Source organism: SAR324 cluster bacterium, assembly GCA_029245725.1.
Lineage (GTDB): Bacteria > SAR324 > SAR324 > SAR324 > NAC60-12 > JCVI-SCAAA005.
This window is the reverse complement of record JAQWOT010000179.1, coordinates 1-22,416: the sequence shown is the minus strand read 5'-3', so window position 1 is coordinate 22,416 and position 22,416 is coordinate 1. Positions and strand designations below refer to the sequence as shown.

Here is a 22,416-nt window from a genome sequence, read left to right as displayed (position 1 = left end):
CTGAGTCCCGGTCAAGCCCATGACCTGGAGGGTGCTGACGTGTTGCTGGAGGCCCTTCTCGATCAGATCCAGGTACTGCTGGCAGACATTGCCTACGCTGCAAAGGCAAGACTCCTGGATCGCTTGGAACAGCGCCAGGTGGAAGCAGTGATTCCACCGAAGTCCAATCAAAAGGAACCCTGGGAGTTCGACCGAGAGAAGTACCGCTGGCGACACCTGATTGAGAACCTCTTTGCCAAGCTGAAGCAATACCGGGGGATTGCCACCCATTACGATCAGCGGGCCTGTGCCTTTCTACGGGGTATCTACTGGATAGCGGCGGTCATTTGGCTAAATTGATGACAGGCCCTAGTTCATGAAGTATTTGTTCTTTCAATCTATCTAAGAACTCCTCAGTCAATAGGTTCTTTTTTCGATTTAGAGGGAGTCCAGACTGAACCGTGCTGTAGTTTCTGATGACCTCCTTTGATACCTGCTCCATAGAGTCTATTCCGGTGACTTCACAGAATTCCTCAAGGACTGTCTTCTTTTCTTCAATGGTTCTCTCTGCTGTTCTCTCCAGATAACCCTCAATCGTCTCCAAAACCCCGTTTGCTCCAGACACTGTTTTGATTGATTTATTTGGGGTTGAATAAACCTTGTTCTCTCTCTCATAGAGATCGATCTCCACCAGAGTCTCTGCTTCTGCTTCCAAGTCTGAATCTTTCCTGCCTTTGTTCTCCAGCAGGTCTTCAATCCACTTCAGTCTGAGATTGTGAATCCTGACGAAATTCCTTCTCAGTTGCTTGTAGTCCACAGAATTGCGATGAATCTCAATCTCCTTGCTGGAAAGAATTGCCTCCAGAGTCTGATCAATTCTGGATTCATACTCCTTCAGGTTCTGCTGCAGAGTACTCTTGAGATTCTTTTTTCTGGTGCGTTGGTGTTTCAGACTCTCCTGAACTGACTCTTCAGAGAATTCATTGGTGCCCAGATGAACATGACGGGAGTGCAGAATGGATTTCCTGATTTCAATTCTGAGGATTTCCTTGATATCTGCTATCGTCAGTGAACGCATACCTGACCTGATTTCGTTGAAGAGAGTGTCAACTTTTGCTGAGAGATTTCTACTCAATCTGCTCGAATGTGCTTTGGTACCAGATTGAAGAGAGATACGGAAGGATTTGATTTCATCAAAGTGCTGAGTCAAATCTTTGGGAATGTAGACTTGAAAGAAAAAAGAGGAACCAGAACGAGGATTCTGAACGAGTCGGGAGGGAGTTCGTAACCATGCCATGGAATGTCCTTCCTCAATCACCAACTGCTCATCATTCAGACGAGAATCAATTAGTAATGATTAGAGTAATGACTATTCCAGAATTAATTTGGGGAAATCAGAAAAGTTTAGCAAAAAACTAGTCTTGTTTAGTAGACTAAGTTATTGAAATCAGATGGGAAAATTTGAATTTTGGTGCCGACGAGAGGAATCGAACCTCCACGGGGTTGCCCCCACTAGAACCTGAATCTAGCGCGTCTACCAATTCCGCCACGTCGGCATTCGATGCGGAGATAGGCTGAAAAATATCTCCCAGCCTCTAGGACTTGTCAATCCACTTTTTTGACGAGGTTACATTTGCTGGGCCTGGTCCACCCATCTGTGTAGGCGTTGTAGATGAGCCAGTGCCTCTGGAGTGCCTTCCAAAGGGGCCCAGGGAGCAAATTCCTTGGCACGCTGGGGATCATAAGGGCCCTGCTTGACCTCGTAAAACACGCTACTGACAGCTCGAGAGAGAATTGTGTGATAGCGCTCTGCTGGAATTTCTACACCCCAGCACTGACGTCTTGAATCTAACACCAGGATGTCCTCTAACTCCCCCGTGTCTGCGAATACAATCACAGCCCCAGCGCCTCGCAGGACCAGGAAAGATTCTTCCAATGGAGGATGTTGGTGTCGGTGAGGACAGATATAGCTATCAGGCTCAATTGCGTTGAGCATCCGGTTAACAACATCTGGAGGTTCATGAAAGTTATGGTTCAAACGTCGTCGTGAATGCTGATGAGCACGTTGGCTCAGGCTACTCAGCAGTTGCTGGTCAATGCGCACAAGGCTAGTCATAGCAAGGTAGTCGGCAAAAATTTGTGGTCTATTTTGTGTAAGTCCTGCACTATCCTTCAAACCTGTCGGCGAAGCAAGTCTATGCGTCTGCGTTTAATCCTGCTCTTCTTCCTGTTTCTGTCGGTCCCCATGTGGGTGGGAGCACAGGAAGAATCAGCATCTCCACTGGATAAAGATCCGCTACTCGATCCAGGAACAGAAGAATCACTTCAATTGGGAGGCTATCGATTTGAGCGTAATTTCGCCCTCCTCTTCGGAATACAGTATGGACTCAGCCCACTATTGCTAACCTCTCCAGGAATTGTGCTAGGGGCCTACTATGACCCTATTGTAGTAGGTTTGGAGTTAGTAGATTCTGATATTCTCAGTGCTCTAGATGATCTACGGAAAGATGGAATTGGGGATGTCAGAATCATAAATACAGCGGTGTATGCCAAGGTCTTTATTGCGGAAGGCTTCTACCTAGCAGGTACTAGTGAGCAGCGTCGATTGGAGCTTTATAATCGTGGTTATATCAAGTATGGGCAAAGAGTAGTAGTCAATGGCAAGTATGAACCAGCACAAGCCTACTACGACATGACCATCGAAACCAGTGTCTACACCGTAGGGGTTGGGTTTCAGAAGATCTCTGAAAACATGTTTACTTCCTTTGATTTCTTGCGATGGATAATCCCTTCCGAACAGTCCTACTCGGTCAAAAGCAAGTATAACAATATCAAATTCAATGACGATCCTGATAAATTCAGAGCCAATCTGGAAGAAGAGCAAAACGGACGTCGGGACCGCTGGTACTCCTCGATGCGGCTACCAGCAGCCATGGTCTTCACAGTTGGTTTTGCATTCTGAGAGCGTCCGCTTGACAAGCATGAAGTGATTTCTACATAATTTCAGTTTTTTTGTCGGCCGAAACCATGCAACATACTAAGTGGATTGTACGCATCGCCCTGCTGCTGCTCGTAAGTACTGTTTCAACCACAGCTTATCTGTTGTTGCATTACGATGAGTATCGGCAAGAGCAGGTATACCGCCAGATGCAGTACCTCAATAGCCGCTGAGTTCGACCGCTTCTCACTTCCTCATCCAGCAATACGCACACATGGACATCGCACAGGAACTACTTCCGCAGCAAGCACGCAAGACCCCACCGAGCACACTGACTGGGGTAACCTTTGGCACCGTCTTTTCGGACCACATGCTAGCGATTCGCTGGAGTAGCGATCGTGGTGGCTGGCATTCTGCCAAGATTCAGCCCTTCCAACACCTGCAGATGTCTCCATCCACCCTGGTGCTGCACTATGGTCAGTCAGCCTTTGAAGGGATGAAGGCCTATCGAGGAGCTGATCAAAAGATTCGCCTCTTTCGCCCTCGGCAGAATTTTGAGCGACTCCAACGAACTGCTCAGCGAATCTGTCTACCCGAACTGGATGTTGAAACTGGACTACAAGCACTCAAGCTGCTGCTGCGTACCGATCAAAACTGGGTTCCAAATGAACCAGGCACATCGCTCTATATCCGCCCAACTCTGCTTGCTACCGAAGAAGCACTGGGACTGAAGGTTTCCAAGGAATACCTGTTCTTCATCATCCTCTGCCCCGTCGGACCCTACTACCCAGAAGGCTTCAACCCAGTCAAGATCATTGTCGAAGAAAAGTACGTCCGAGCTGCCCCTGGTGGGGTCGGTGAAGCGAAGACAGCAGGCAACTACGCTGCTAGCAATTTGGCTGAAAAGGAAGCCCAGGCAAAGGGCTACACACAGGTTCTCTGGCTGGATGCGGTGGAACGACAATATGTCGAAGAAGTTGGTTCCATGAACATCTTCTTTGTCATGGAAAATGAAATTGTAACGCCCCAACTCAACGGAACCATCCTACCGGGCATCACCCGTCGATCCGTTCTGGAACTTGGACGCCACTGGGGACTACCAATGGTAGAGCGGCGTATCCGTATTGAGGAGGTACTCAAAGGGGTGCGTCAAGGAACCATCAAGGAGATCTTTGGTTCTGGAACTGCTGCCGTCATTTCTCCGGTTGGTGAACTCAGTTGGAAGGGTGAGAGCTTTCTCGTTGGAGAAGGAAAGACCGGACCTGTTGCCCAACGTTTCTTCCAAAACCTAACTGGCATCCAGTATGGTGAGATGGAAGATCCCTATGAATGGATGGAACTGATCGACGAATGACTCCCGTAGACCGGGATTTTTTTGATCGCGATGCCTGCGAAGTTGCTCGAGATCTATTAGGGAAAGTGTTGTGGCATCACCTGGATGGACAGTGGTTGGCGGCACAGCTGATCGAAACAGAAGCCTACTACCTGACTGAGAAAGGCAGCCACGCCTCGCTGGGTTGGACTCCCAAACGCAACGCTCTCTTCCAAGCACCCGGTACCATCTACATGTACTATGCGCACGGTGGCGACTCCTTCAACTTCAGTTGTCAGGGAGAAGGTAACGCCGTGCTGCTCAAATCAGCGGTCATTTTTCCCTTCTTTCCAGACGATCCAACTTCCCAAGCAATGGTGCAAACCATGCAGCACCGCAATCGTATCGCCGGTCGGATTCGTGACTCAAAGCGACTCTGCTCAGGACAAACCCTGCTCTGTCGCTCTCTAGGACTAAAGGTTCCAGATTGGGATCAACAACAGTTGATAGCAGACAGCCTGGAGCTACTGGATACCGACTATCGTCCGGAACAAGTCCTGCAAACCACTCGTCTTGGAATTCCAGCGGGTCGGGACGAACAGCTCCCCTACCGCTTCATCGATGCTGGCTTTGCCAATTACTGTACTCGCAATCCACTGCGAGTTCGGAAATCGCCGCCAGTGGTACGTATTCTTTCTACTTCTGACTCTATCGCGTGTCCTCATGCGTGAACTGACCCCTCGTGAACAACTACTGCTGGGTTTATTGCTTCTCATTGGCTTGGCCTTTGGAGGGGTGTATGTACAAAAGCAGCTCGCTGCTCAGGAAGCACTGTTACAACAACAACTGGATAATCGGCGACAACAGCTACGCCAGTTGCAAGCGCTAGCCAGTGAGTGGAACCAACTGAAAAATCGGCCACTTGCCCCAGTAATGGAGCAGCCACTTTCTGCTTTTGTCGAAGCTGTTGCTCGTGATTTAAAGATTCAGGACAACCTGCAACTCAATGCGCTCAGCAACCCACCAGAAGGTCTGGATGGTGTCCAAGTGCGCCTGGACAAGCTGAATTTAGATGATGCGTTGGAGGTCCTGTATCGGCTTGAAAATAACCAGCCAGTCCTTCAAATCGAGCAACTTCTTTTCAGCGTGGCTCCAGGAAGTCGTGTGGTGCGCTTGAACTTTCAGGTCTTCAAACAGAGTCCTCGTTCCTCCAACTCCTGATCTGTAAAGGCCTGCTTGCAACGTCTACCGCTGCTAATCCTCAAGGTTCTGCTCACATTCATTGCAGTCCTAGTACTGCTGGTTGTGGCGCTGCTCGCCGGCTTTCGTCAGCAATTTCCTGGAGAAGCCGTTGCCAACTATATAGAGTCACAGGCTCGACGCCAGGCAGGCCTCCAGCTTGAGATCGAACCACTCCAACTTGAATGGACCCACCTCTCTACTCCCTCAGTTACTTTTCCACGCCCTCCACAGCTTTGGATGCTTCCGTTGGAAACTCTAGCCCAACTGGACCAAGTAACTCTGCCTTTCCTACCCATTCTGCAATTTCAGCAATTCTGGGTACAGGCCCAACTCTATCAGTCTGACCTCAAGCTTGCAGTGGATCTGCCTGGGATGAATACCCTGAATATCTCCTTGGATGAGTTGATGCTGCAACAAGTACCACTGGCCAATACTTTCCCCTTTGGCTTTCCAGCGGGAGTGTTGTCGCTTGATAGTGAGATCAAAAACCTGACACAACTGCAAAGAAGACAGCAGTCTCTACCCATCGGCACCTTGCAGGGCTCCATGACAGACTTCCGATTTCGCCTAAATCAGGAACACCCACTGCTCAACGGACTCTCCATTACTGAATTGAATCTACCAGAGGTGTCGTATGTGATCTCAATGCAACAGCAGTTGATCGAGATCAGTCAACTGACGCTGAATGGCGATCTGGAAGGAAGCGTTACCGGCAATATTCGTCTCAACGAAAGAAACCTCTTGGAATCGAGAATTGATCTGGATCTGAAAGTGCGGCTGTCGCAAAAGCTCCAGGATCAACTGGGGCCATTGACAATGATGCTACAAGGGTTTCGCTGTGGAGACTTCTTTGATGTCAAGATACGAGGTACCTTCCGACAGATCTCTCCACCTTTCCGGAACCGCTGCACATGAAGCGACCAGGAATTCTGTTTAGGGGATTGGCTAGTAAACGTATTGGGCTGCTGTTAGGGCTCTTACTGTTAACTCTCAATCTGATCTGGCTTTGGAACCTTCCAATCGGCCAGGGTGATGAACCCATTCGTGTACGAATCGAGCGCGGAAGCAACTTCTCCCAAGTTGTTCAGCAACTCCGAGAAGCTAACCTGATTCAGCAACCCCTCTGGTTTGAATTTCTCGCTCGCCTCAACGGACGGCATCACCGGTTACAAGCCGGAGAATTTCAGTTAGATCCTCGCTGGAACCATGCCGCCCTCCTCAACCACCTTGTTTCCGGTAGCGGCCTGCAAGTTCGTGTTACTATCCCGGAAGGCCTGAGCTACCAACAAGCTACAGCCCGCCTTGTGGAACAGGGTCTTGGTCAGGCCAATCGTTACGATGAACTGTTTACAGATTCTGCACTGCGCAAGCTATCAGGAATTCAAGGCCTGAAAACCCTGGAAGGAGTTATTTACCCTGAAACCTACTTCATCGCGCAAGAGAGTAGCGAGCTTGAAATCTTGAGCCTGATGATTCAGGAATTCAATAATCGTTTTATCCAGTTACGCTTAGAAACTCCTGCTGAAAGGGGTAAGAAGCTGAGTGATCATCAACTCTTGATCCTTGCGTCAATGATTGAGAAAGAAACGGGGACAGCAGAAGACCGTCTGTTGATTGCCGGGGTTTTTCATAACCGTTTACGCTTGGGGATGAAGATGCAGAGCGATCCAACAGTAATCTATGGGATTTCAAATTTTGATGGTAATCTCACACGGAAACACTTAGAGACCCCAACGCCGTTCAACACTTATACAGAAATGGGTTTACCTCCAACGCCCATCAGTAACCCCGGTTGGGACTCCCTTCATAGTGCATTGCAGCCTGCCAGTGTGAAATATCTTTATTTCGTTGCACGAGGAGACGGTAGTAGCGCATTCTCTCGTACCCTGCGGGAGCATCAGCGTGCTGTTTGGAAATACCAGGTTCAACCCCACCGCAACTCTCGTTGAGACTCGACCATGCCACTCTACCAGTACCAAGCTTTCGACCATGCTGGGGTTCTGCGCAAGGGTTCTGAAGATGCCGTTAGTGAGAGTGACCTGCGTCAGCGACTACGCTCTCAGCAGCTCTATCCCAAGGAAATTCGGGTTTCCCGCAACACCAGTCGTTCCTTCCTCCCAAAACGCAGAACCAATTACAAGCGAGCGTTGACTCTCTTCACTCGACAGTTCGAAGTGTTGATGGACGCTACAATTCCTTACGACAAGGCCCTGCAACTCATCATTGAGCAGACTGAAGCGGTGGGATTTAAAGAAATCCTGGCCGAAGTCCGAGCACGTGTTGTTGAAGGGGGATCTTTGGCGGATGCGCTGCAGCTGTACCCAAAAATCTTTCCTGAGATGTATGTCAGCATGATTCGTTCAGGAGAGAACAGCGGCAATCTGGGTACAATTCTCAAACGGCTTGCCGATTACTACGAAACTCAAGAACGTCTGCGAGGTAAACTGAAATCAGCAATGATCTACCCAGCCTTCATGCTGGTTTTTTCATTGCTGGTGGTTGTCTTTATGGTCACTTACATCGTGCCCAAGATCACCCAGATTTTTGCCAGCAAAGGAACCCTGTTGCCCTTGCCCACCAGAATTTTGATGGGACTCAGCGATTTCATGGTTCACTCTTGGTACCTTGTATTGATTGGGTTGATAATCCTGATTTTCGGTTTCTCAGCTTTTCTACGTAGCGAGTTTGGCAAGAAAGTTCTTCAACAACTGCAACTGAAAGCACCACTGATTGGTCCCCTGATGCAAAAGGTACTGATCGCTCGTTTTTGTCAAACTCTCGGTACCTTGCTCGGGAGCGGAGTGGATTTAAAGACCGCTCTGGAAATTTCACGACACGTGGTTGTCAATCAACTGCTGATCGAACAGCTAAACAAGATGATTATTGAAGTCAATAACAAGGGAATCCCACTTTCAGCAGCGATGGGTCGAACTGGTTACTTCCCAGATTATGTCCAGCACGTTGTGGCTATTGGAGAAGAAGCAGCCCGTGTCGATGAGTTGTTAGAGCGTGTGGCAAACCGTATGCAGGAGGAAGTAAGTAGATTGTTGGAGGGTCTGACGGCTCTGCTACAACCAACTATGATTTTATTGATGGGTGGAATTGTTGGCTTCATTGCGCTGTCTGTCTTGCTACCGATGCTGAACATGAATCAATTGCTCGGTCGTTAGTCTCGCTATCTTTCAGCATCAGCCACCCCCATCGTTGCTGTTTGTCCGAGGGGGGATCATGAGGCTGTTCCATCTGCTACCTGTCCTGTCGCTCCACTTCTTGATCTCTTGTGAACGCAAGACCTCACCATCAGAAAATCCCCCACAGCTACTTCCTGCTGTATCAACAGGTGAAAGCTCGAGTAGTAGACAGAATGAACCCATCTCTGAGCCAATCTCGGCTCCAGAGTTCAGCCAGACACCAAAGCTACTCTCCGTCAATTCTCTGGTTCCAGCTCCCAATGCCACGGTCTCTCCAGATACACTAATCCTACTCAACTTCAATCAACCGCTAGACTCCAAAAACCTAAACGCTGAGAGTTTTGCACTGGCTGATTCCGAAGGTACTCGAATTTCACTCCGGCTAAGTACTAGGGGCAATAGTCTCACACTCACTCCCAATCCTGAACTCGCTCACGATACTTCCTACACTGTCAACTTACTCAAGCCTCTACGTGGCTGGAATGGAGAGATGCTAAGTGAATTAAGCTGGAACTTCCTAACTTCACCGCCTCCCTTGATGCGGCCTCCTAGTGTTGTGCTGGTCAATCCAACTGACGGAGAGACCCAGGTTCTGGCTGACCAATCGATCAGTGTTTATCTAAGTCAGCCATTGGATCCTCAGACAGTTAGTAAAGAATCGGTAAGGATTCAAGCAACCCAAGGGGCTCGCAATATTCCAGTATCGGGAAACTTGCAGGTAGAAGGGACCAGTCTGAAATTCATTCCGGATCAACCCTGGTTATATGGAATGACGTATCGGGTAACGCTACTACCCGAACTCAAAGATTTACAGGGAAATCGCCTGGAGGCTCGTTACGAATGGTCCTTTGAGACACGCACTCTTGTACCTGGGATGGTTCCAATCTGGCCAGGCAGCTTTATGATGGGTAGCCCTGGCAAACCACCAGAGCGTGAAGTGACGATGAATCAGATCTATTACATTCTCAATCACGAAGTCACTGTGGGCGAATATCGATTGTGTATGGAGGCTGGTGCTTGTCGTTATTCAGAACCAACCGAATCACACCACTGGACAATGAAAAATCCAGATCGGGTTGATGCACCTCTCAATTACATTTCCTGGGATCAGGCTCAGGAGTACACACGCTGGCTCAGTCGTCAGTATCCGGGAGATTACCGACTCTGCACGGAAGCAGAATGGGAGTATGCCGCCAGAGCTGAAGGAAAAGGAAGATTTGGTTGCGGGACAGAAGCCAAATGCCTCAACCAACACGCCTGGCACAGCCACAATCTTTCTCAACCAGGTCCTCAGCCTGTTCAGCGCAAGCAACCAAATACCTGGGGACTCTTTGATATGCAGGGAAATCTTTGGGAATGGGTTCAAGACTATTATGCGCCTCTAGTACCAGAAACAGTCACCCGACCGAGTGGTCCTAAAGAGGGGAGATTGCGAACAGTTCGCGGTGGGAGCTATCGAAATCAACCAGAATCTCTTGAACTTTGGCAAAGAGGTGGTAACCCACCAGAAATGAGGCAAAACTATCTGGGTTTTCGCGTGTGTGCCGACCCTTGATGACTTGGGGCACAAAAATTGATACCCTTCTATTGTGTCTGTTTCTCTTGCTTCCATTCGATTATGAGGTGTCCATGCACATCTTCCGACAGCGGCTCTTCCGCAAGCTGGTGCTGGGACTCGTACTGGGGGGTACGGTTCTGGTAAGTACTGGCTGCAGCGGTGAGTACCTGATTCTCCGTCGTTTCTGCGACGGGAGCATTGGCTTTCCCTACAACGACTACTGTCGCGACGCCAAGTAAGCTCTTTTGTGCGCCTCTGTGCGCACTTTTTTCTCCCAACACGCTTTCGCCTAATTCAGATATCTAGAGTTACTTAAATAAGCTAATTTCTCCACACTTGTCTGTTATCCCACATAAGTTACGCTGAGAAAGTTTATCATTCCCAATCTTCAAAGTGTCTTGTCCATGCTCTTGCGTTCCCTGATTGAACTCGTCGAAAATGGTCGTATTCCGGATTTGCTGACCCGTGCTGGCATTCGTCTGTTGATACTGCAGCGCCTTCGAGAGCAAGCACAGGAGGGTCCAGATCAGGAACGGCAAGCAATGATGACGTTTTTTGAGGAGATGCGACAGAGTCCAATTGCTCTGCACACTCAAGAAGCAAACGAGCAACACTATGAGCTACCTCCGCGATTCTTTGAATTAGTCTTAGGGCCACACCTCAAATACAGCTGCTGCCATTTTCCTGAGGGTGTTACAGAATTAGAATACGCTGAAGCCTCTATGCTGGCTCTAACTTGTGAGAGAGCGCAATTACAGGATGGTCAACAGATTCTCGAACTCGGTTGTGGTTGGGGTTCACTCTCCTTATGGATGGCAAAGCATTATCCAAATTCTTCGATTTTGGCTGTTTCGAATTCTCGGCCTCAGCGTGAATTTATTGAGTCGCGTGCCCAGGAGTTGGGTTTGACGAACCTGAGTGTGCAAACCTGCGACATGAACGACTTCACTACAGAACAGCACTTTGATCGCGTTGTCTCAGTAGAAATGTTTGAGCACATGCGCAACTGGCAGTCACTGTTGGAGAGAATTTCTGATTGGCTGAAACCGGAAGGAAAACTCTTCATCCATATCTTCAGCCACCGTCGCTATGCCTATGCTTTTTCCTCCGAAGGAGATTCCAATTGGATGGGACGCTACTTCTTCACAGGTGGAATCATGCCTTCCAACGATCTGCTACTCTATTTCCAGAAAGACCTACTATTAGAGCAGCACTGGGTTCTGAGTGGCGTGCACTACCAACGGACAGCTGATGCCTGGTTACAAATGATGGATTCACAGAAGGGAGAAATTCTACAAACATTTCGTGAGACTTACGGTAAAGATGCCGATGTCTGGTTCCAGCGTTGGCGGATGTTCTTCCTGGCGACTTCAGAAGTATGGGGATTTCGTGGTGGAAATGAGTGGCTGATCTCGCACTATCTTTTCAACAATCGGTGCTGAAGCTACTTCCGTGCGTCTAGTAGTCACTGATTCAGGCCTGGGAGGGTTGTCTGTCTGCGCTGATCTACTGACAGCTCCCACTAGTCCCACAGCAAAAAATACAGAATTACTCTACGTCAACGCAGCTCCAGATCCCCGACGTAGCTACAACTCAATGGAGTCATTAGCTGAAAAGCAGGAAGTCTTTCAAACCTTCCTACACCGCCTTGCAGACAGTTACCAACCTAATCATATCTTTGTTGCCTGCCACACACTCTCAGCATTGCTACCAGAAATTAAGCTTCCTGAAATACCCATTCAGGGAATGCTTGAGTTGACACGCAAAGCTGTCCTTGAAAAAGCAAAAGAATTTGGATATTCCAGATTACTTGTTTTAGCAACACCGACTACAATCTCTTCCGGAGTGTACGATCAACTGCTACCAGATACGCATTCGATTGCCTGTCCAGGTTTAGCAGACATGATCTCTTCTGATGTAACCGGAACTCGGATAATCGAAAATATCCGACTATTCCTGAGCGGTGCCAATCCACCACTTTCTCCGGGAAAAGTGATTGTTGTGCTTGGCTGCACACACTACGGCTGGCAAGAAAATCTATTTTTGGAAGCTCTGGATGACATCAGTATTGAACCATTTCTGATCAATCCAAATAGAATAGCTACACAACAACTGGTCAAGCAATGGTCTCCAGATGATGCCATTCGTTTCATTGGTGCTTACTCAACTCCGATGGAAGAACGTAGGACTCTGATACACCTGCTAGAGGATGTTGGTGCATTCCCATTGATCACAGCACTGAACCAGGAAGAGGTATTCTCATTTTTAAAAAAATGAAATAATTTCAAGCCAGTTGACAGGTTTTCGACAGGTTTTCGACAGGCAGTTTACCCGAATTTCTTTGAATTTAATCTAAAAAATATCTAGTTTCAGTAGCTTAGATTAGTTTTGAACAGGTTTTCGACAATCTTCCCAAAACCTGTCGATAACTTGTCGAAAACCTGTTCATTGTTTGTTCTTGTTGATACACTCCCCAAGTTTTCGACAAGTTTGAACAAGTTTTCGACAACCCCAAAAAGCTATAAAAGCTGAATTATTTCAAGCCAGTCGACAGGTTTTCGACAGGTTTTCGACAGACTACTACTACGACTATAAAAAAATATGGAAATTCTAATTCAACAGGAAGTTCTTCGTAGCGCTCTTCAGAACATCATTTCCATCATTGACAAGAGTGCTTCCAAACCGATTCTCTCAAACTTTCTACTAAGAACTGTTTCAGGAGAAGATGGAGATCATAATGAAGCTGAGTTCTCAGCAACAGATTATGAAATTTCCATCATCGAACACTTCCCAGCAGAAGTGATTCAAGCCGGAAGTATTTGTGTGAATGCAAAGAAAGTCTACGATATCTGTCGGGAGTTTCAGGGTAATGATATTCGCATCCGTTCGACGGAGCAGCACTGGGTGCATATCACAAGTGGAGCTTCTGAGATGCGCCTACCTTTGGTGGAAGTAGGTCTTTATCCACAGACTGAGTTGGAACAGTTGTCAGAGTCGCTAACGCTACCAGCCCAGGATCTCAAGCAGTGCATTGACATGACACTGTTCGCTTCACAAACCAACGAATCCCGCAAAAACTTGATGGGGGTGAACCTTTCTTCAAAGGAAGGAAACCTGACGAGGTGGTTGGCAACAGATGGCCATCGCTTGGCACAAGTGCTCAAGGGCGTGGAGTCTGCGTCCTTTGAATCTGTTTCTGACGTGATCATTCCTCGCAAGGCACTGGGTGAGATTCGTAAGGCTATCGAACTTTTTGGAGAAGAAGTCACGATCAGCTTCGATGATCGTGTGATGCAGTTTGTTGGTAGCCAGGTTTCTTTCAAGACTCGACTGATTGAGGGGAAGTTTCCCAATTGTGATCCGATCATTCCCAAGGACAATCACCTGGTGGCCACTGTCGATCGCGAACGTTTGGTCAGTGCACTGCGAATTGTCTCTTCTATCAGCTATGAAAAGCTCAAGCCGGTCAAATTAACCTTGACCGAGGGGAAACTAAGGCTAGAGAGCGAAAAGGCCGAATACGGGGAAGTGAGTGATGAAATGGAAGCAGATTATAGCGGAGAAGACTTTCAGGTGGGATTCAACTCACGCTACCTGTTGGATGCGCTGGGAGTAATCCAGACCGAGCGAGTCAAGTTAGAGTGCAAGAACCCAATGAGCCCGAGTGTGATCAGGGCTGCTGACGATGAAGAATACCTCGCTGTCATCATGCCATTGCGCATTGAATGGTAATTCGTTCGCTGGAACTTCATCAATTTCGAAATTATTGCCAGTTGCAGGTTGAGTTTGGACCAGGTCTCAACTGGCTGCACGGTCACAACGGCCAAGGAAAAACCAACTTGGTCGAAGCGATCGCCTACCTCTGTAATTTAGAATCCTTCCGAACTCGCAAGACGCAGCAACTCTGGTACAGTGAAGCCAACGCAGCTCGAATGACTGCTCTGTTAGAACAACAGCAGGTTTTGCGTCGAGTGCAAATTATCCTTTCAACCCGAGGTCGTCAGGTTTGGCTGGATCATGCCCCGTTCCAACGAACTTCGGAATATGTCCTTTCCTTTCTAGCTCTGAGTTTTACTCCGGAGGACGTAGCGCTATTTCGAGGACCCCCTCAAGAGCGGCGGCGCTTCTTCAACAGAATCATCTCCACCCTGGACCCAAGCTACTTCCGTCATCTCCAGGACTACACCAAGATACTGGCTGAAAAAAATGCTGCGCTGCGACAGCGTCAGGATCGTCAGCTCTCTGCCTGGAACCAAGTCCTAGCACGTACAGGCTGGGAATTGATCCAGCGCCGAGCAGCCTTTGCTGAACAGGTGCTGTCTCACTTGGTAGAACTCTTCAGGATGGCTACTGGTCGACCAGAGCAGCTGTCACTGCGCTACCATCCTGCTGTCCAGTGTAGTGACGCGGAACAATTGGAGAAAATGATGGAGGAACAGCGTGATCGTGAACTGCGATCAGGTTACGCGCTGATTGGTCCTCATCGTGATGATTACCACCTATTTCTAGATGAAAAAATTGATCGAGATTTTTTTTCTCAGGGAGAATTGAGAGTCACGAATTTATCTTTAAAAATTGCAATAAATCAGTTACTATTCTCCCATTATTCCTTACATCCAATACTGATTTTTGATGATCTTTTCTCCGAGTTAGATGCGCAGGTTTCCCAACGTCTGCTCGGGCTCTTTGCACAACTGAAGAATCAGATCTTCGTAACTTCAACAACACGCCCAGAAAAATTAGATACGAAGAGTTACACTTTTCAAGTGGTGCAAGGGCAATTCGTCTGAGTTTCCCCCCTCTGCTCTGTTTCTTCTCTCCCCAGCAATCGCTGAACGAAGTAGCAGGAACCCGGACCGGTCAATGGATCGGTGACTCAGATTTCTTGTGCCTCCCTTTTCAATCCTCTACGGGTTTTCAGGAGTTTCTATGGAAGAAATAGCGCCAGCTACGACTGCTGCTTCCGGATATGGTGAAGACAATATTACCTTGCTCAAAGGGCTCGAAGCAGTTCGCAAGCGGCCTGGAATGTATATCGGTGGTGTGGACTCTGCTGCACTGCACCATCTGGTATTCGAAATTGTCGATAACAGTATCGATGAAGCACTAGGAGGCTACTGCAACAAGATTGAGGTAATCCTGCATATCGACGGTAGTCTTTCAGTTCATGACAATGGACGTGGGATCCCAGTGGGTATTCACAAAGATGAAGGGATCTCCGCAGTTGAACTGATCATGACGAAACTGCACGCTGGTGGTAAGTTTGATAACAGCAACTACAAAGTCTCTGGAGGTTTGAACGGAGTTGGAGCTTCTGTGGTCAACGCCCTCTCCAGCAAGCTAGTTGTCGAGGTGGATCGAGATGGTCAACTATGGCGACAGGAATATGAACGAGGAAATGCCAAGCAACCACTGGCTGCGATTCGAACCTCTGACAAAACCGGAACTCGTACCACATTCTGGCCAGACTCACTGATTTTTGAAGAGACTGAATTCAGCTTCGCGATTCTTTCACAGCGATTGCGTGAATTGGCCTTTCTCAACCGAGGAATCTACATCTCCATTCGAGACAACCGGAACAACGAGTTCGCCGAATTCTGTTACGAAGGTGGAGTGGCCTCCTTCATTGAGTATCTCAATCAAAACAAAAATGTTCTCCATGAAAAACCAGTTTATGTTGAGGGCAAACAGGAAGATCTTGAGGTAGAAGTAGCCTTTCAATACAACGAAACTTACGTTGAACGAATATTTTCTTTCGTAAATAATATTAATACTATAGAGGGAGGAACACACCTATCAGGTTTCAAAACGGCGCTAACGAGCACGCTCAATAAGTATGCATCTGCCAACAACCTGACCAAAGATCTGAAAGAAAACCTAAGTGGTGAAGATGTTCGTGAGGGTATCTCTGCAGTAATCAGCATCCGCATAGCAAATCCACAGTTTGAATCGCAGAAGAAAATTAAACTCACTAACACCGAAGCTAGAGGCAAAGTTGAGAGGTTGGTGAGCGAAAGCCTGGCTACTTTTCTGGGAGAAAATCCGCAGGTGGCCAAACGAATCATTCAGAAGGCTACTGAGGCACAGCGAGCTCGTATTGCAGCAGTAAAAGCCCGGGAGTTGACACGACGTAAAAGTGTACTGGAAGTAGGAAGCTTACCCGGAAAACTTGCGGATTGTCAGGAACGGGATCCAGCACTGAGTGAATTGTTCCTAGTAGAGGGTGATTCTGCAGGTGGATCGGCTAAGCAGGGGAGAGATCGACGTAATCAGGCAATTCTGCCGTTGAAAGGCAAGATTCTCAATGTTGAAAAAGCCCGAATGGACAAGATGCTTACCAGCGATGAGATCCGTACAATGATCACAGCGCTAGGGACTAGCATTGAGAAGGATTTTGATATCAGTAAGATTCGTTACCACAAGGTCATCATCATGACTGATGCCGATGTGGATGGAAGCCATATCCTGACGCTGATCTTGACGTTTTTCTATCGGCAAATGCCGGAGATTATTGAGCGTGGTTATCTATACATTGCTCAGCCACCACTCTACAAAGTGAAGCGTAACAAGGAAGAATTCTACCTGAGAGATGAAAGAGAGATGGCAGAGCGCTTGATGATGCTATCCAGCAATAAACTCCGACTCATTCTGCCAGAACGAGAATCATTGACTGGAGAAGCTCTGCTAGAGATGGCAAGACGTCTCTATCGTTACTGTGACCAATACCAACGTTTTTGTCTGAATCCAGACCTACAAATTTTGACCAATAAGTGGCTGGAGAATCAGTTTAGAATGGAAGCAAGTGATATAGATTACCTGTTACAAAGGATGAGAGATCTACAAGAGTTTTATCCAGACTTCAAACTGGAGTTTGACACAGAACGTGTAGGTCACCAAGTGGTAATTCAAATCCAAGGAGAAACTCTGCGATTTACTCTTAATTTTTTAGATAATCTAGATATCCACAATTACAATAATCTAATCGAGCAGCGTGAGGAGTTGCTGCGTTTCCTTGGTGGAGAAACTCTGCAAATTGAAGATGATGATCAGAAAATTCATGACCTATCAGATTGGTTTGCTTTGAGGGACTTCATAACTAACTTTGGTAAGAAGGGAATTTATATCCAGCGCTACAAGGGACTAGGTGAAATGAATCCAGAACAACTCTGGGAGACTACTCTAAACCCAGAAGCACGAACTCTTAAGCAAGTTCGCATCGAAGATGTCAATGTCTCAGATGATATGTTTACAGTGCTGATGGGAGATCTGGTAGAACCGAGGCGACGTTTCATCGAAGAGAATGCTCTCAAGGTAAAGAATCTGGATGTCTGAAACCCCGGCAGTTGTTGCAATTGTTGGCCGACCAAATGTTGGCAAGTCTACATTTTTCAATCGGTTGGTGGGTCGTCACACTGCGATTGTTGAAGACATTCCAGGAGTAACGAGAGATCGCAACTATGGATTGGCCAGTTTCCGCGGTTTTCGCTTCCTGGCGATTGATACAGGTGGATTTGAGCCGATCTCTGAGGAGGGCTTGCTCCAGCAGATGCGTCAGCAGGCTCAGGTTGCCATCGAAGAAGCCGACGCTGTTATTTTTTTGACCAGCATTCAGGATGGCCTCAATCCTGGGGACGAGGAGATCTATCGTTATCTCAGCCGCCATAAGAAACCGATCTTTGTGGCCGCCAACAAAACAGATCATCCGAGCCACGATACGCAGATCGCAGAGTTCTATCAATTGGGTGTGGAGCATGTCTATGGCGTATCTGCGGCTCACACACGTGGCCTGGAGGATCTGCTAGAGGCCATTCATGAGCAGGTTCCGCTGGATTACACAGATCCAGAAGCTGGTACTCGGGTACGAGTGGCATTGATCGGTAAGTCCAACGCAGGCAAATCCTCGTTGATCAATGCCTTGTTGGGGGAAGAGCGAATGGTTGTGGACTCGCAGGCTGGAACAACACGTGATCCAGTAGACAGCCTTTGCCGTCATGAGGGCAAGGAGTATCTGTTGGTGGACACGGCAGGTATACGACGAAAAGGCAGAGTCACCCAAAAAATAGAGACCTACAGCATTGTCTCCACGTTGAAGACCATGGAACGCTCAGATGTTGTTTTGCTGATAATTGACGCTACCGAGGGAGTCACTGAGCAGGTCTTGCGAATTGGCGGGTACGCTCTGGACCGTAAAAAAGCAATAGTGCTGGTGGTCAATAAATGGGATCTGGCGGTTCAAGGGGAGATTGCCTTGCGCAACATGCCTCGTAAATTAGAGCCACAACGCTTGCAAGATGCTATGACAGAGGAGCTGAGAGAGCGGATTGAATTTCTTGGCTTTGCCCCACTGGTATTCGTGAGTGCTAAAACAGGAAAGCGAATAACTCAAATTTTTCAGAAAGTAGACGAAGTCTATCAGCAGTACATGCGTCGTGTGAGCACTGCAGATCTGAATACGGTGCTGGAAATGATTGTTCGCAAGCACCCACCTCCTGCCAAATCTGGTCGGGCTACTAAGATTTTCTATGGTACTCAGGTTTCCGCGTCTCCACCCACCTTTGTCATGGTCAGTAATCATCCAGAAAAACTGAACTACTCCTACGAACGCTATTTTTTGAACCAACTCCGCTATCATTTTGGTTTTGAGGGCACGCCCTTGCAACTAATTTGGCGTGGCCGTGAACGCAAGCAGAATTGAACCGAAGTACCTGACCGACTCCCTGTAGATTTACACAGAAAAATAGAGAGAAATGAGGCATAGAGTAACCTTACTCTAGACTCTTTGGCAGTTGCGAATTAGGTTTTCAATATTGTGACACCAATTAAATCTTTCTTCCCCAAAGTAAGAAATTTGTATGCAGGAAATTCGGCACTACGACATCGCCATCATCGGTTCTGGTCCAGCAGGTGAAAAAGCAGCAATCCAAGCCAGCAAGCTGAAAAAGCGAGTCTTTCTGATAGACAAAAGGGAGAAGCTTGGTGGTGCCTCCTTGCACACGGGCACGATTCCATCTAAGTCGTTGCGAGAAACAGTTGTCAATCTGGAGTTGCTGCGCCGCCGAACCCATGGAATTGAAATCTCCATGCGTGAGAACGTCAGCACTGAAGAGTTAATGTATCGCAAGGATCTTGTGATCAGTGAGCAGGAGAGCAAGCTGCGTCGCAACTTAATGAAGAATCGAGTCACTCTGGAGAGAGGGCGTTGCCAATTCCTCAGTCCAACCGAATTACAGATTCAACCCGCCCATCCAGATGAGGAACCTTACCAGATCACTGCTGACTATACGGTTGTTGCTACAGGTTCTGCACCACGAAAAGCGGATTGGGCACAGCTCGATAATGAGTGTGTCTTCGACTCTGATACGATCCTCAAGATTGAGAAACTTCCCAAAAAAATCACGATCATCGGAGCTGGTGTCATTGGTTGCGAATATGCCTGCATCTTTGCCAAGCTAGGGATTCGTGTCAATCTGATCGCTCGGGATCGTCATGTCATGCCTTTCTTGGATCGAGAAATTGCAGAGGCTCTAGTTTATCGGATGCGCAATCAGCGAATCACGATGCGCCTTGGCGAAAACGTCAAACAGATCGTTAAGATCTCACCTCAGGAAGTGCACGTGGAGTTAGATAGTGGTAAGACGCTACCCTGCTCTACCGTCATGCTGGCGGCTGGTCGTGTCGCAAATTCTGATAAATTGGGATTGGAGGAAATCGGTGTTGAGTTGGGTCATAACGGTTTGATTCCAACGAATGAACACTACCAAACAAACATCCCAAACATCTACGCTGTTGGTGACGTGGTTGGTTTCCCTGCCCTGGCTTCCACATCTTTGCTACAAGCGAGGATTGCTACGTTGCACGCATTTGGACAACTGGAAAATGAGCGTATCCCGAGAGAACTCCCCTACGGTATCTGGACCATCCCTGCTGTTGCCTACGTGGGCAGATCAGAAGAAGAACTGACAGATGCCAGAATTCCTTATGAGGTAGGCATCTCGCACTTCAAGGAAATCTCCCGAGCACACATCATGGGAGAACAGGAAGGAATTCTAAAACTACTCTTCTGTCCTGAAACCTTGCGTTTGCTGGGTGTGCACATCATTGGACCACGCGCACCGGAGCTGATCCATCTGGGTAACTGTGTGTTGCACTTCGAAGGGACGATCAAGTTCTTCATCAACTCGGTTTTCAATGTGCCAACTCTTGACGAAGCATACCGAATTGCTGCTTTCAACGGTATGAATCGTCTGGATTATGATTCGCTCTGAGGTTTCTCAAGATTATTCATATCCTCCGAGTCTCCTCAATATTAAAAAAAGCTAATATCTCAATCTCAAAAAAAAGAGTTATCAGCAGTTTTTAGCCTCTGCTCCGTTTTCCCTCACAATACAACAAACATTCAGCCTTCATAATTCCATCTAAGAGGCTTACCCATGATGGGAGAGGAATTAGATATGAAGCAAAGTTCTCTGATCAAAGAACTTTTACAAGGCTAAGTACACACGAAACTGAGCAGGCTCAAAGATAATCGCTAAGTCACGATGAGAGAAAACAAGGCTATAAAACCTAATAAAGTATCGGATCCATTAGTTTTTGATAATAAGGTTTTGACTACTTAAAAAAATGAGATTTTTTAGGTCTACTAACAATAATTATATACGGTGTTTTTAATAAAATATAAATCAATAACAGTGATGTATAAAATTTAATGTAGGAAAAAAACCTTATTAAATACTTAAAGAAAAACCTAAAAATTAAATTAATTTTAAGCATAAAATTGAATATTTAGAGTTTTTTTAGCCTTGTTTTGTTGATTTGAAAATCAGTGAATTAGCGAGGATTGTTCTGGAAAAAGCTCAAAGTCAGAGATGAACAAGATACTAAGGGAGCGTAGCAGATATTTGCGTAATCTCTTCGTCCAAGTCACAACAGCTCGCCGCAATCATCCGACCCGAGTACAAGGATGGTTTGTAGTTGATAAGGCCATCTACAGCAGCCCAACCACCGGTTTCTTTGAGGACAAGCTGGCCAGCAGCATGATCCCACGGCTTCAATGAAAATGAGCGTAGAAAGTCAGCTTCACCTGAAGCTATTAGTCGGTATTCGTGACAGGAACAACGAATATCATGAATTTGTGCGATGCTCGCAAAACCATTATATAAAGTAGAACGGTCATTCACCGAATAATCATCGAGAGCTAAAAAACCCCTTGCGTTGTAATGTGGTCGATAAGCCCTAATTTGTATTGAAGAAGGCCTGCCATTGCTATTCACAAACCAGCTGCCTTCTCCATGTTTCGAAAAAATCTAATCATCTATTATCGGATCATATAACAAACCAAAAATAGTTTCATTTCTGATAACAACCGCTACCATTGTCCCAAACACGGCAAGGCCAGTGGCAAAGTTCCCAGTACCGTCAATTGGATCAATGATTACACACACATCACTAGTACCAATTAAGTCCAATAATTTAGGATTTTCAGCAACAGACTCTTCACCAACAAGATGTGCTTGTGGAAGAATTTTACCAATTTCTGTTTGGATAAATTTTTCTGCAGCATGGTCTGCAATCATGACTAAATCTCTAGGGTTTTGTTTAGATTTTTTTGAGATTTGTTCTGGCGTTGGAGCTTAAGGGTTGTTTAGCTTATGGATGAGCAGTTTCAAAGAAACTTCCAACATCGTTTTTGATTTGCTGTAGCAAAGTGTTTTACGATGGAGCCTTGCTAGATAATGCCTGATTCGGCAGTTCAGTGATTCAATTTGTGTGGTGAAGTCTTTCCTGCGTAATGCTTGGCCTGTGGAATGAAATTCTCGTAGGCCTTCAGCAAGTTCGTGCCAGAGCCCATCGTTGGCAGGTGCTTGATCTGCTGCCAGAGAGCTCTACCGGTTTTGATCGTCCTTCTTCCACAGACAAAGCCGAGGACCTTGCCAAAGATGGAGTCCACCGCTAGCCAGAGCCAACATTGGGATTTTTTTAGCAATGAAAGTGCAGAGTTCATCGATTTCGATGAAGGAGCAGGCTTCGGTCTGTGGTGGGCTTGCTGGGAGTGCTTGGGCAGCTTGCACCAACCAGCGAGAGACTGTCTTGTGATGCACCCCGAGGATTCTGCCAATGGCTCTGAGTCCCAGTCCTTCAAGGTATAGCTTTGAGCCTGTTCTTTGAGGGCGGGATCCTTGCCTCTGCGCATTGTCTG

The 22,416-nt window shown here is 47.2% G+C and carries 23 protein-coding genes and 1 tRNA gene; 18 read left to right on the top strand and 6 right to left on the bottom strand.

The genetic code is table 11. The features are described 5' to 3' along the window. Nucleotides 1–339 (top strand): transposase (locus P8O70_09090; protein ID MDG2197029.1); only part of this gene is annotated, 339 nt, incomplete at its 5' end. On the opposite strand, the gene P8O70_09085 is transcribed toward P8O70_09090, so the two are convergent. The 3 genes from P8O70_09085 to P8O70_09075 form a co-directional block, all read right to left on the bottom strand. Next, nucleotides 323–1,276 (bottom strand): hypothetical protein, encoded by a 954-nt coding sequence (locus P8O70_09085; protein ID MDG2197028.1) that lies wholly within the window; start codon nt 1,274–1,276, stop codon nt 323–325. The two genes, P8O70_09090 and P8O70_09085, sit on opposite strands and share 17 nt — an antisense overlap. Nucleotides 1,277–1,448: 172 nt before the next feature. Further along, a tRNA-Leu gene (locus P8O70_09080) sits at nt 1,449–1,535 on the bottom strand. A gap of 71 nt (nt 1,536–1,606) precedes the next feature. Further along, complete coding sequence (locus P8O70_09075; GenBank protein ID MDG2197027.1) at nt 1,607–2,155, bottom strand: WbuC family cupin fold metalloprotein; 549 nt, start codon at nt 2,153–2,155, stop codon at nt 1,607–1,609. A 21-nt stretch (nt 2,156–2,176) separates the two neighbouring features. Here P8O70_09075 and P8O70_09070 point away from each other — a divergent pair, with 21 nt between their 5' ends. The 17 genes from P8O70_09070 (at nt 2,177) to sthA (ending at nt 20,485) form a co-directional block, all read left to right on the top strand. Then, the gene (locus tag P8O70_09070; GenBank protein MDG2197026.1) at nt 2,177–2,941 is read left to right on the top strand and encodes a hypothetical protein; all 765 of its coding nucleotides are present in this window, start codon (nt 2,177–2,179) and stop codon (nt 2,939–2,941) included. 50 nt (nt 2,942–2,991) lie between these two features. Then, on the top strand, nt 2,992–3,150 hold the full coding sequence (locus P8O70_09065) for a hypothetical protein (protein ID MDG2197025.1): 159 nt from the start codon (nt 2,992–2,994) through the stop codon (nt 3,148–3,150). A 41-nt stretch (nt 3,151–3,191) separates the two neighbouring features. Then, entirely contained in the window at nt 3,192–4,271 is a 1,080-nt protein-coding gene (locus P8O70_09060) for a branched-chain amino acid aminotransferase (protein MDG2197024.1), read from the top strand. Then, on the top strand, nt 4,247–4,960 hold the full coding sequence (locus P8O70_09055) for a DNA-3-methyladenine glycosylase (protein ID MDG2197023.1): 714 nt from the start codon (nt 4,247–4,249) through the stop codon (nt 4,958–4,960). The genes P8O70_09060 and P8O70_09055 overlap by 25 nt, the downstream gene beginning before the upstream one ends. Next, nucleotides 4,953–5,450, top strand: coding sequence for a type II secretion system protein GspM (gene gspM / locus P8O70_09050; GenBank protein ID MDG2197022.1), 498 nt, complete (start codon nt 4,953–4,955; stop codon nt 5,448–5,450). The genes P8O70_09055 and gspM overlap by 8 nt, the downstream gene beginning before the upstream one ends. 15 nt (nt 5,451–5,465) lie before the next feature. Next, entirely contained in the window at nt 5,466–6,386 is a 921-nt protein-coding gene (gene gspN / locus P8O70_09045) for a type II secretion system protein GspN (protein MDG2197021.1), read from the top strand. After that, entirely contained in the window at nt 6,383–7,420 is a 1,038-nt protein-coding gene (mltG, locus tag P8O70_09040; protein MDG2197020.1) for an endolytic transglycosylase MltG, read from the top strand. Before gspN ends, mltG begins: the two co-directional genes overlap by 4 nt. Nucleotides 7,421–7,429: 9 nt before the next feature. Then, on the top strand, nt 7,430–8,641 hold the full coding sequence (locus P8O70_09035) for a type II secretion system F family protein (protein ID MDG2197019.1): 1,212 nt from the start codon (nt 7,430–7,432) through the stop codon (nt 8,639–8,641). A gap of 58 nt (nt 8,642–8,699) precedes the next feature. Then, nucleotides 8,700–10,217 carry an SUMF1/EgtB/PvdO family nonheme iron enzyme gene (locus P8O70_09030; GenBank protein MDG2197018.1) on the top strand — a complete coding sequence of 506 codons (1,518 nt, stop codon included), beginning with the start codon at nt 8,700–8,702 and terminating at the stop codon, nt 10,215–10,217. Continuing rightward, nucleotides 10,217–10,459, top strand: a complete 243-nt coding sequence (locus tag P8O70_09025; GenBank protein MDG2197017.1) for a hypothetical protein — start codon at nt 10,217–10,219, stop codon at nt 10,457–10,459. The genes P8O70_09030 and P8O70_09025 overlap by 1 nt, the downstream gene beginning before the upstream one ends. 171 nt (nt 10,460–10,630) lie before the next feature. Further along, complete coding sequence (locus P8O70_09020; GenBank protein MDG2197016.1) at nt 10,631–11,662, top strand: cyclopropane-fatty-acyl-phospholipid synthase; 1,032 nt, start codon at nt 10,631–10,633, stop codon at nt 11,660–11,662. Between the two features lie 10 nt (nt 11,663–11,672). Beyond that, nucleotides 11,673–12,497, top strand: a complete 825-nt coding sequence (locus P8O70_09015) for an aspartate/glutamate racemase family protein (protein MDG2197015.1) — start codon at nt 11,673–11,675, stop codon at nt 12,495–12,497. 324 nt (nt 12,498–12,821) lie between these two features. Beyond that, entirely contained in the window at nt 12,822–13,952 is a 1,131-nt protein-coding gene (gene dnaN, locus P8O70_09010) for a DNA polymerase III subunit beta (protein ID MDG2197014.1), read from the top strand. After that, entirely contained in the window at nt 13,946–15,010 is a 1,065-nt protein-coding gene (recF, locus tag P8O70_09005; GenBank protein ID MDG2197013.1) for a DNA replication and repair protein RecF, read from the top strand. The genes dnaN and recF overlap by 7 nt, the downstream gene beginning before the upstream one ends. Before the next feature lie 139 nt (nt 15,011–15,149). Continuing rightward, complete coding sequence (gene gyrB / locus P8O70_09000; protein MDG2197012.1) at nt 15,150–17,552, top strand: DNA topoisomerase (ATP-hydrolyzing) subunit B; 2,403 nt, start codon at nt 15,150–15,152, stop codon at nt 17,550–17,552. Beyond that, on the top strand, nt 17,545–18,915 hold the full coding sequence (der, locus tag P8O70_08995; GenBank protein MDG2197011.1) for a ribosome biogenesis GTPase Der: 1,371 nt from the start codon (nt 17,545–17,547) through the stop codon (nt 18,913–18,915). Before gyrB ends, der begins: the two co-directional genes overlap by 8 nt. 157 nt (nt 18,916–19,072) lie before the next feature. After that, nucleotides 19,073–20,485 (top strand): Si-specific NAD(P)(+) transhydrogenase, encoded by a 1,413-nt coding sequence (gene sthA, locus P8O70_08990; protein ID MDG2197010.1) that lies wholly within the window; start codon nt 19,073–19,075, stop codon nt 20,483–20,485. A gap of 612 nt (nt 20,486–21,097) precedes the next feature. Here the strand turns inward: sthA and P8O70_08985 are convergent. From P8O70_08985 to P8O70_08975, 3 genes are all read right to left on the bottom strand, one after another. Next, nucleotides 21,098–21,397, bottom strand: a complete 300-nt coding sequence (locus P8O70_08985; GenBank protein ID MDG2197009.1) for an inositol monophosphatase family protein — start codon at nt 21,395–21,397, stop codon at nt 21,098–21,100. Between the two features lie 126 nt (nt 21,398–21,523). Beyond that, on the bottom strand, nt 21,524–21,832 hold the full coding sequence (locus P8O70_08980; GenBank protein ID MDG2197008.1) for an inositol monophosphatase family protein: 309 nt from the start codon (nt 21,830–21,832) through the stop codon (nt 21,524–21,526). A 137-nt stretch (nt 21,833–21,969) separates the two neighbouring features. Beyond that, on the bottom strand, nt 21,970–22,416 hold a 447-nt coding region (locus tag P8O70_08975; GenBank protein MDG2197007.1), incomplete at its 5' end, for a hypothetical protein.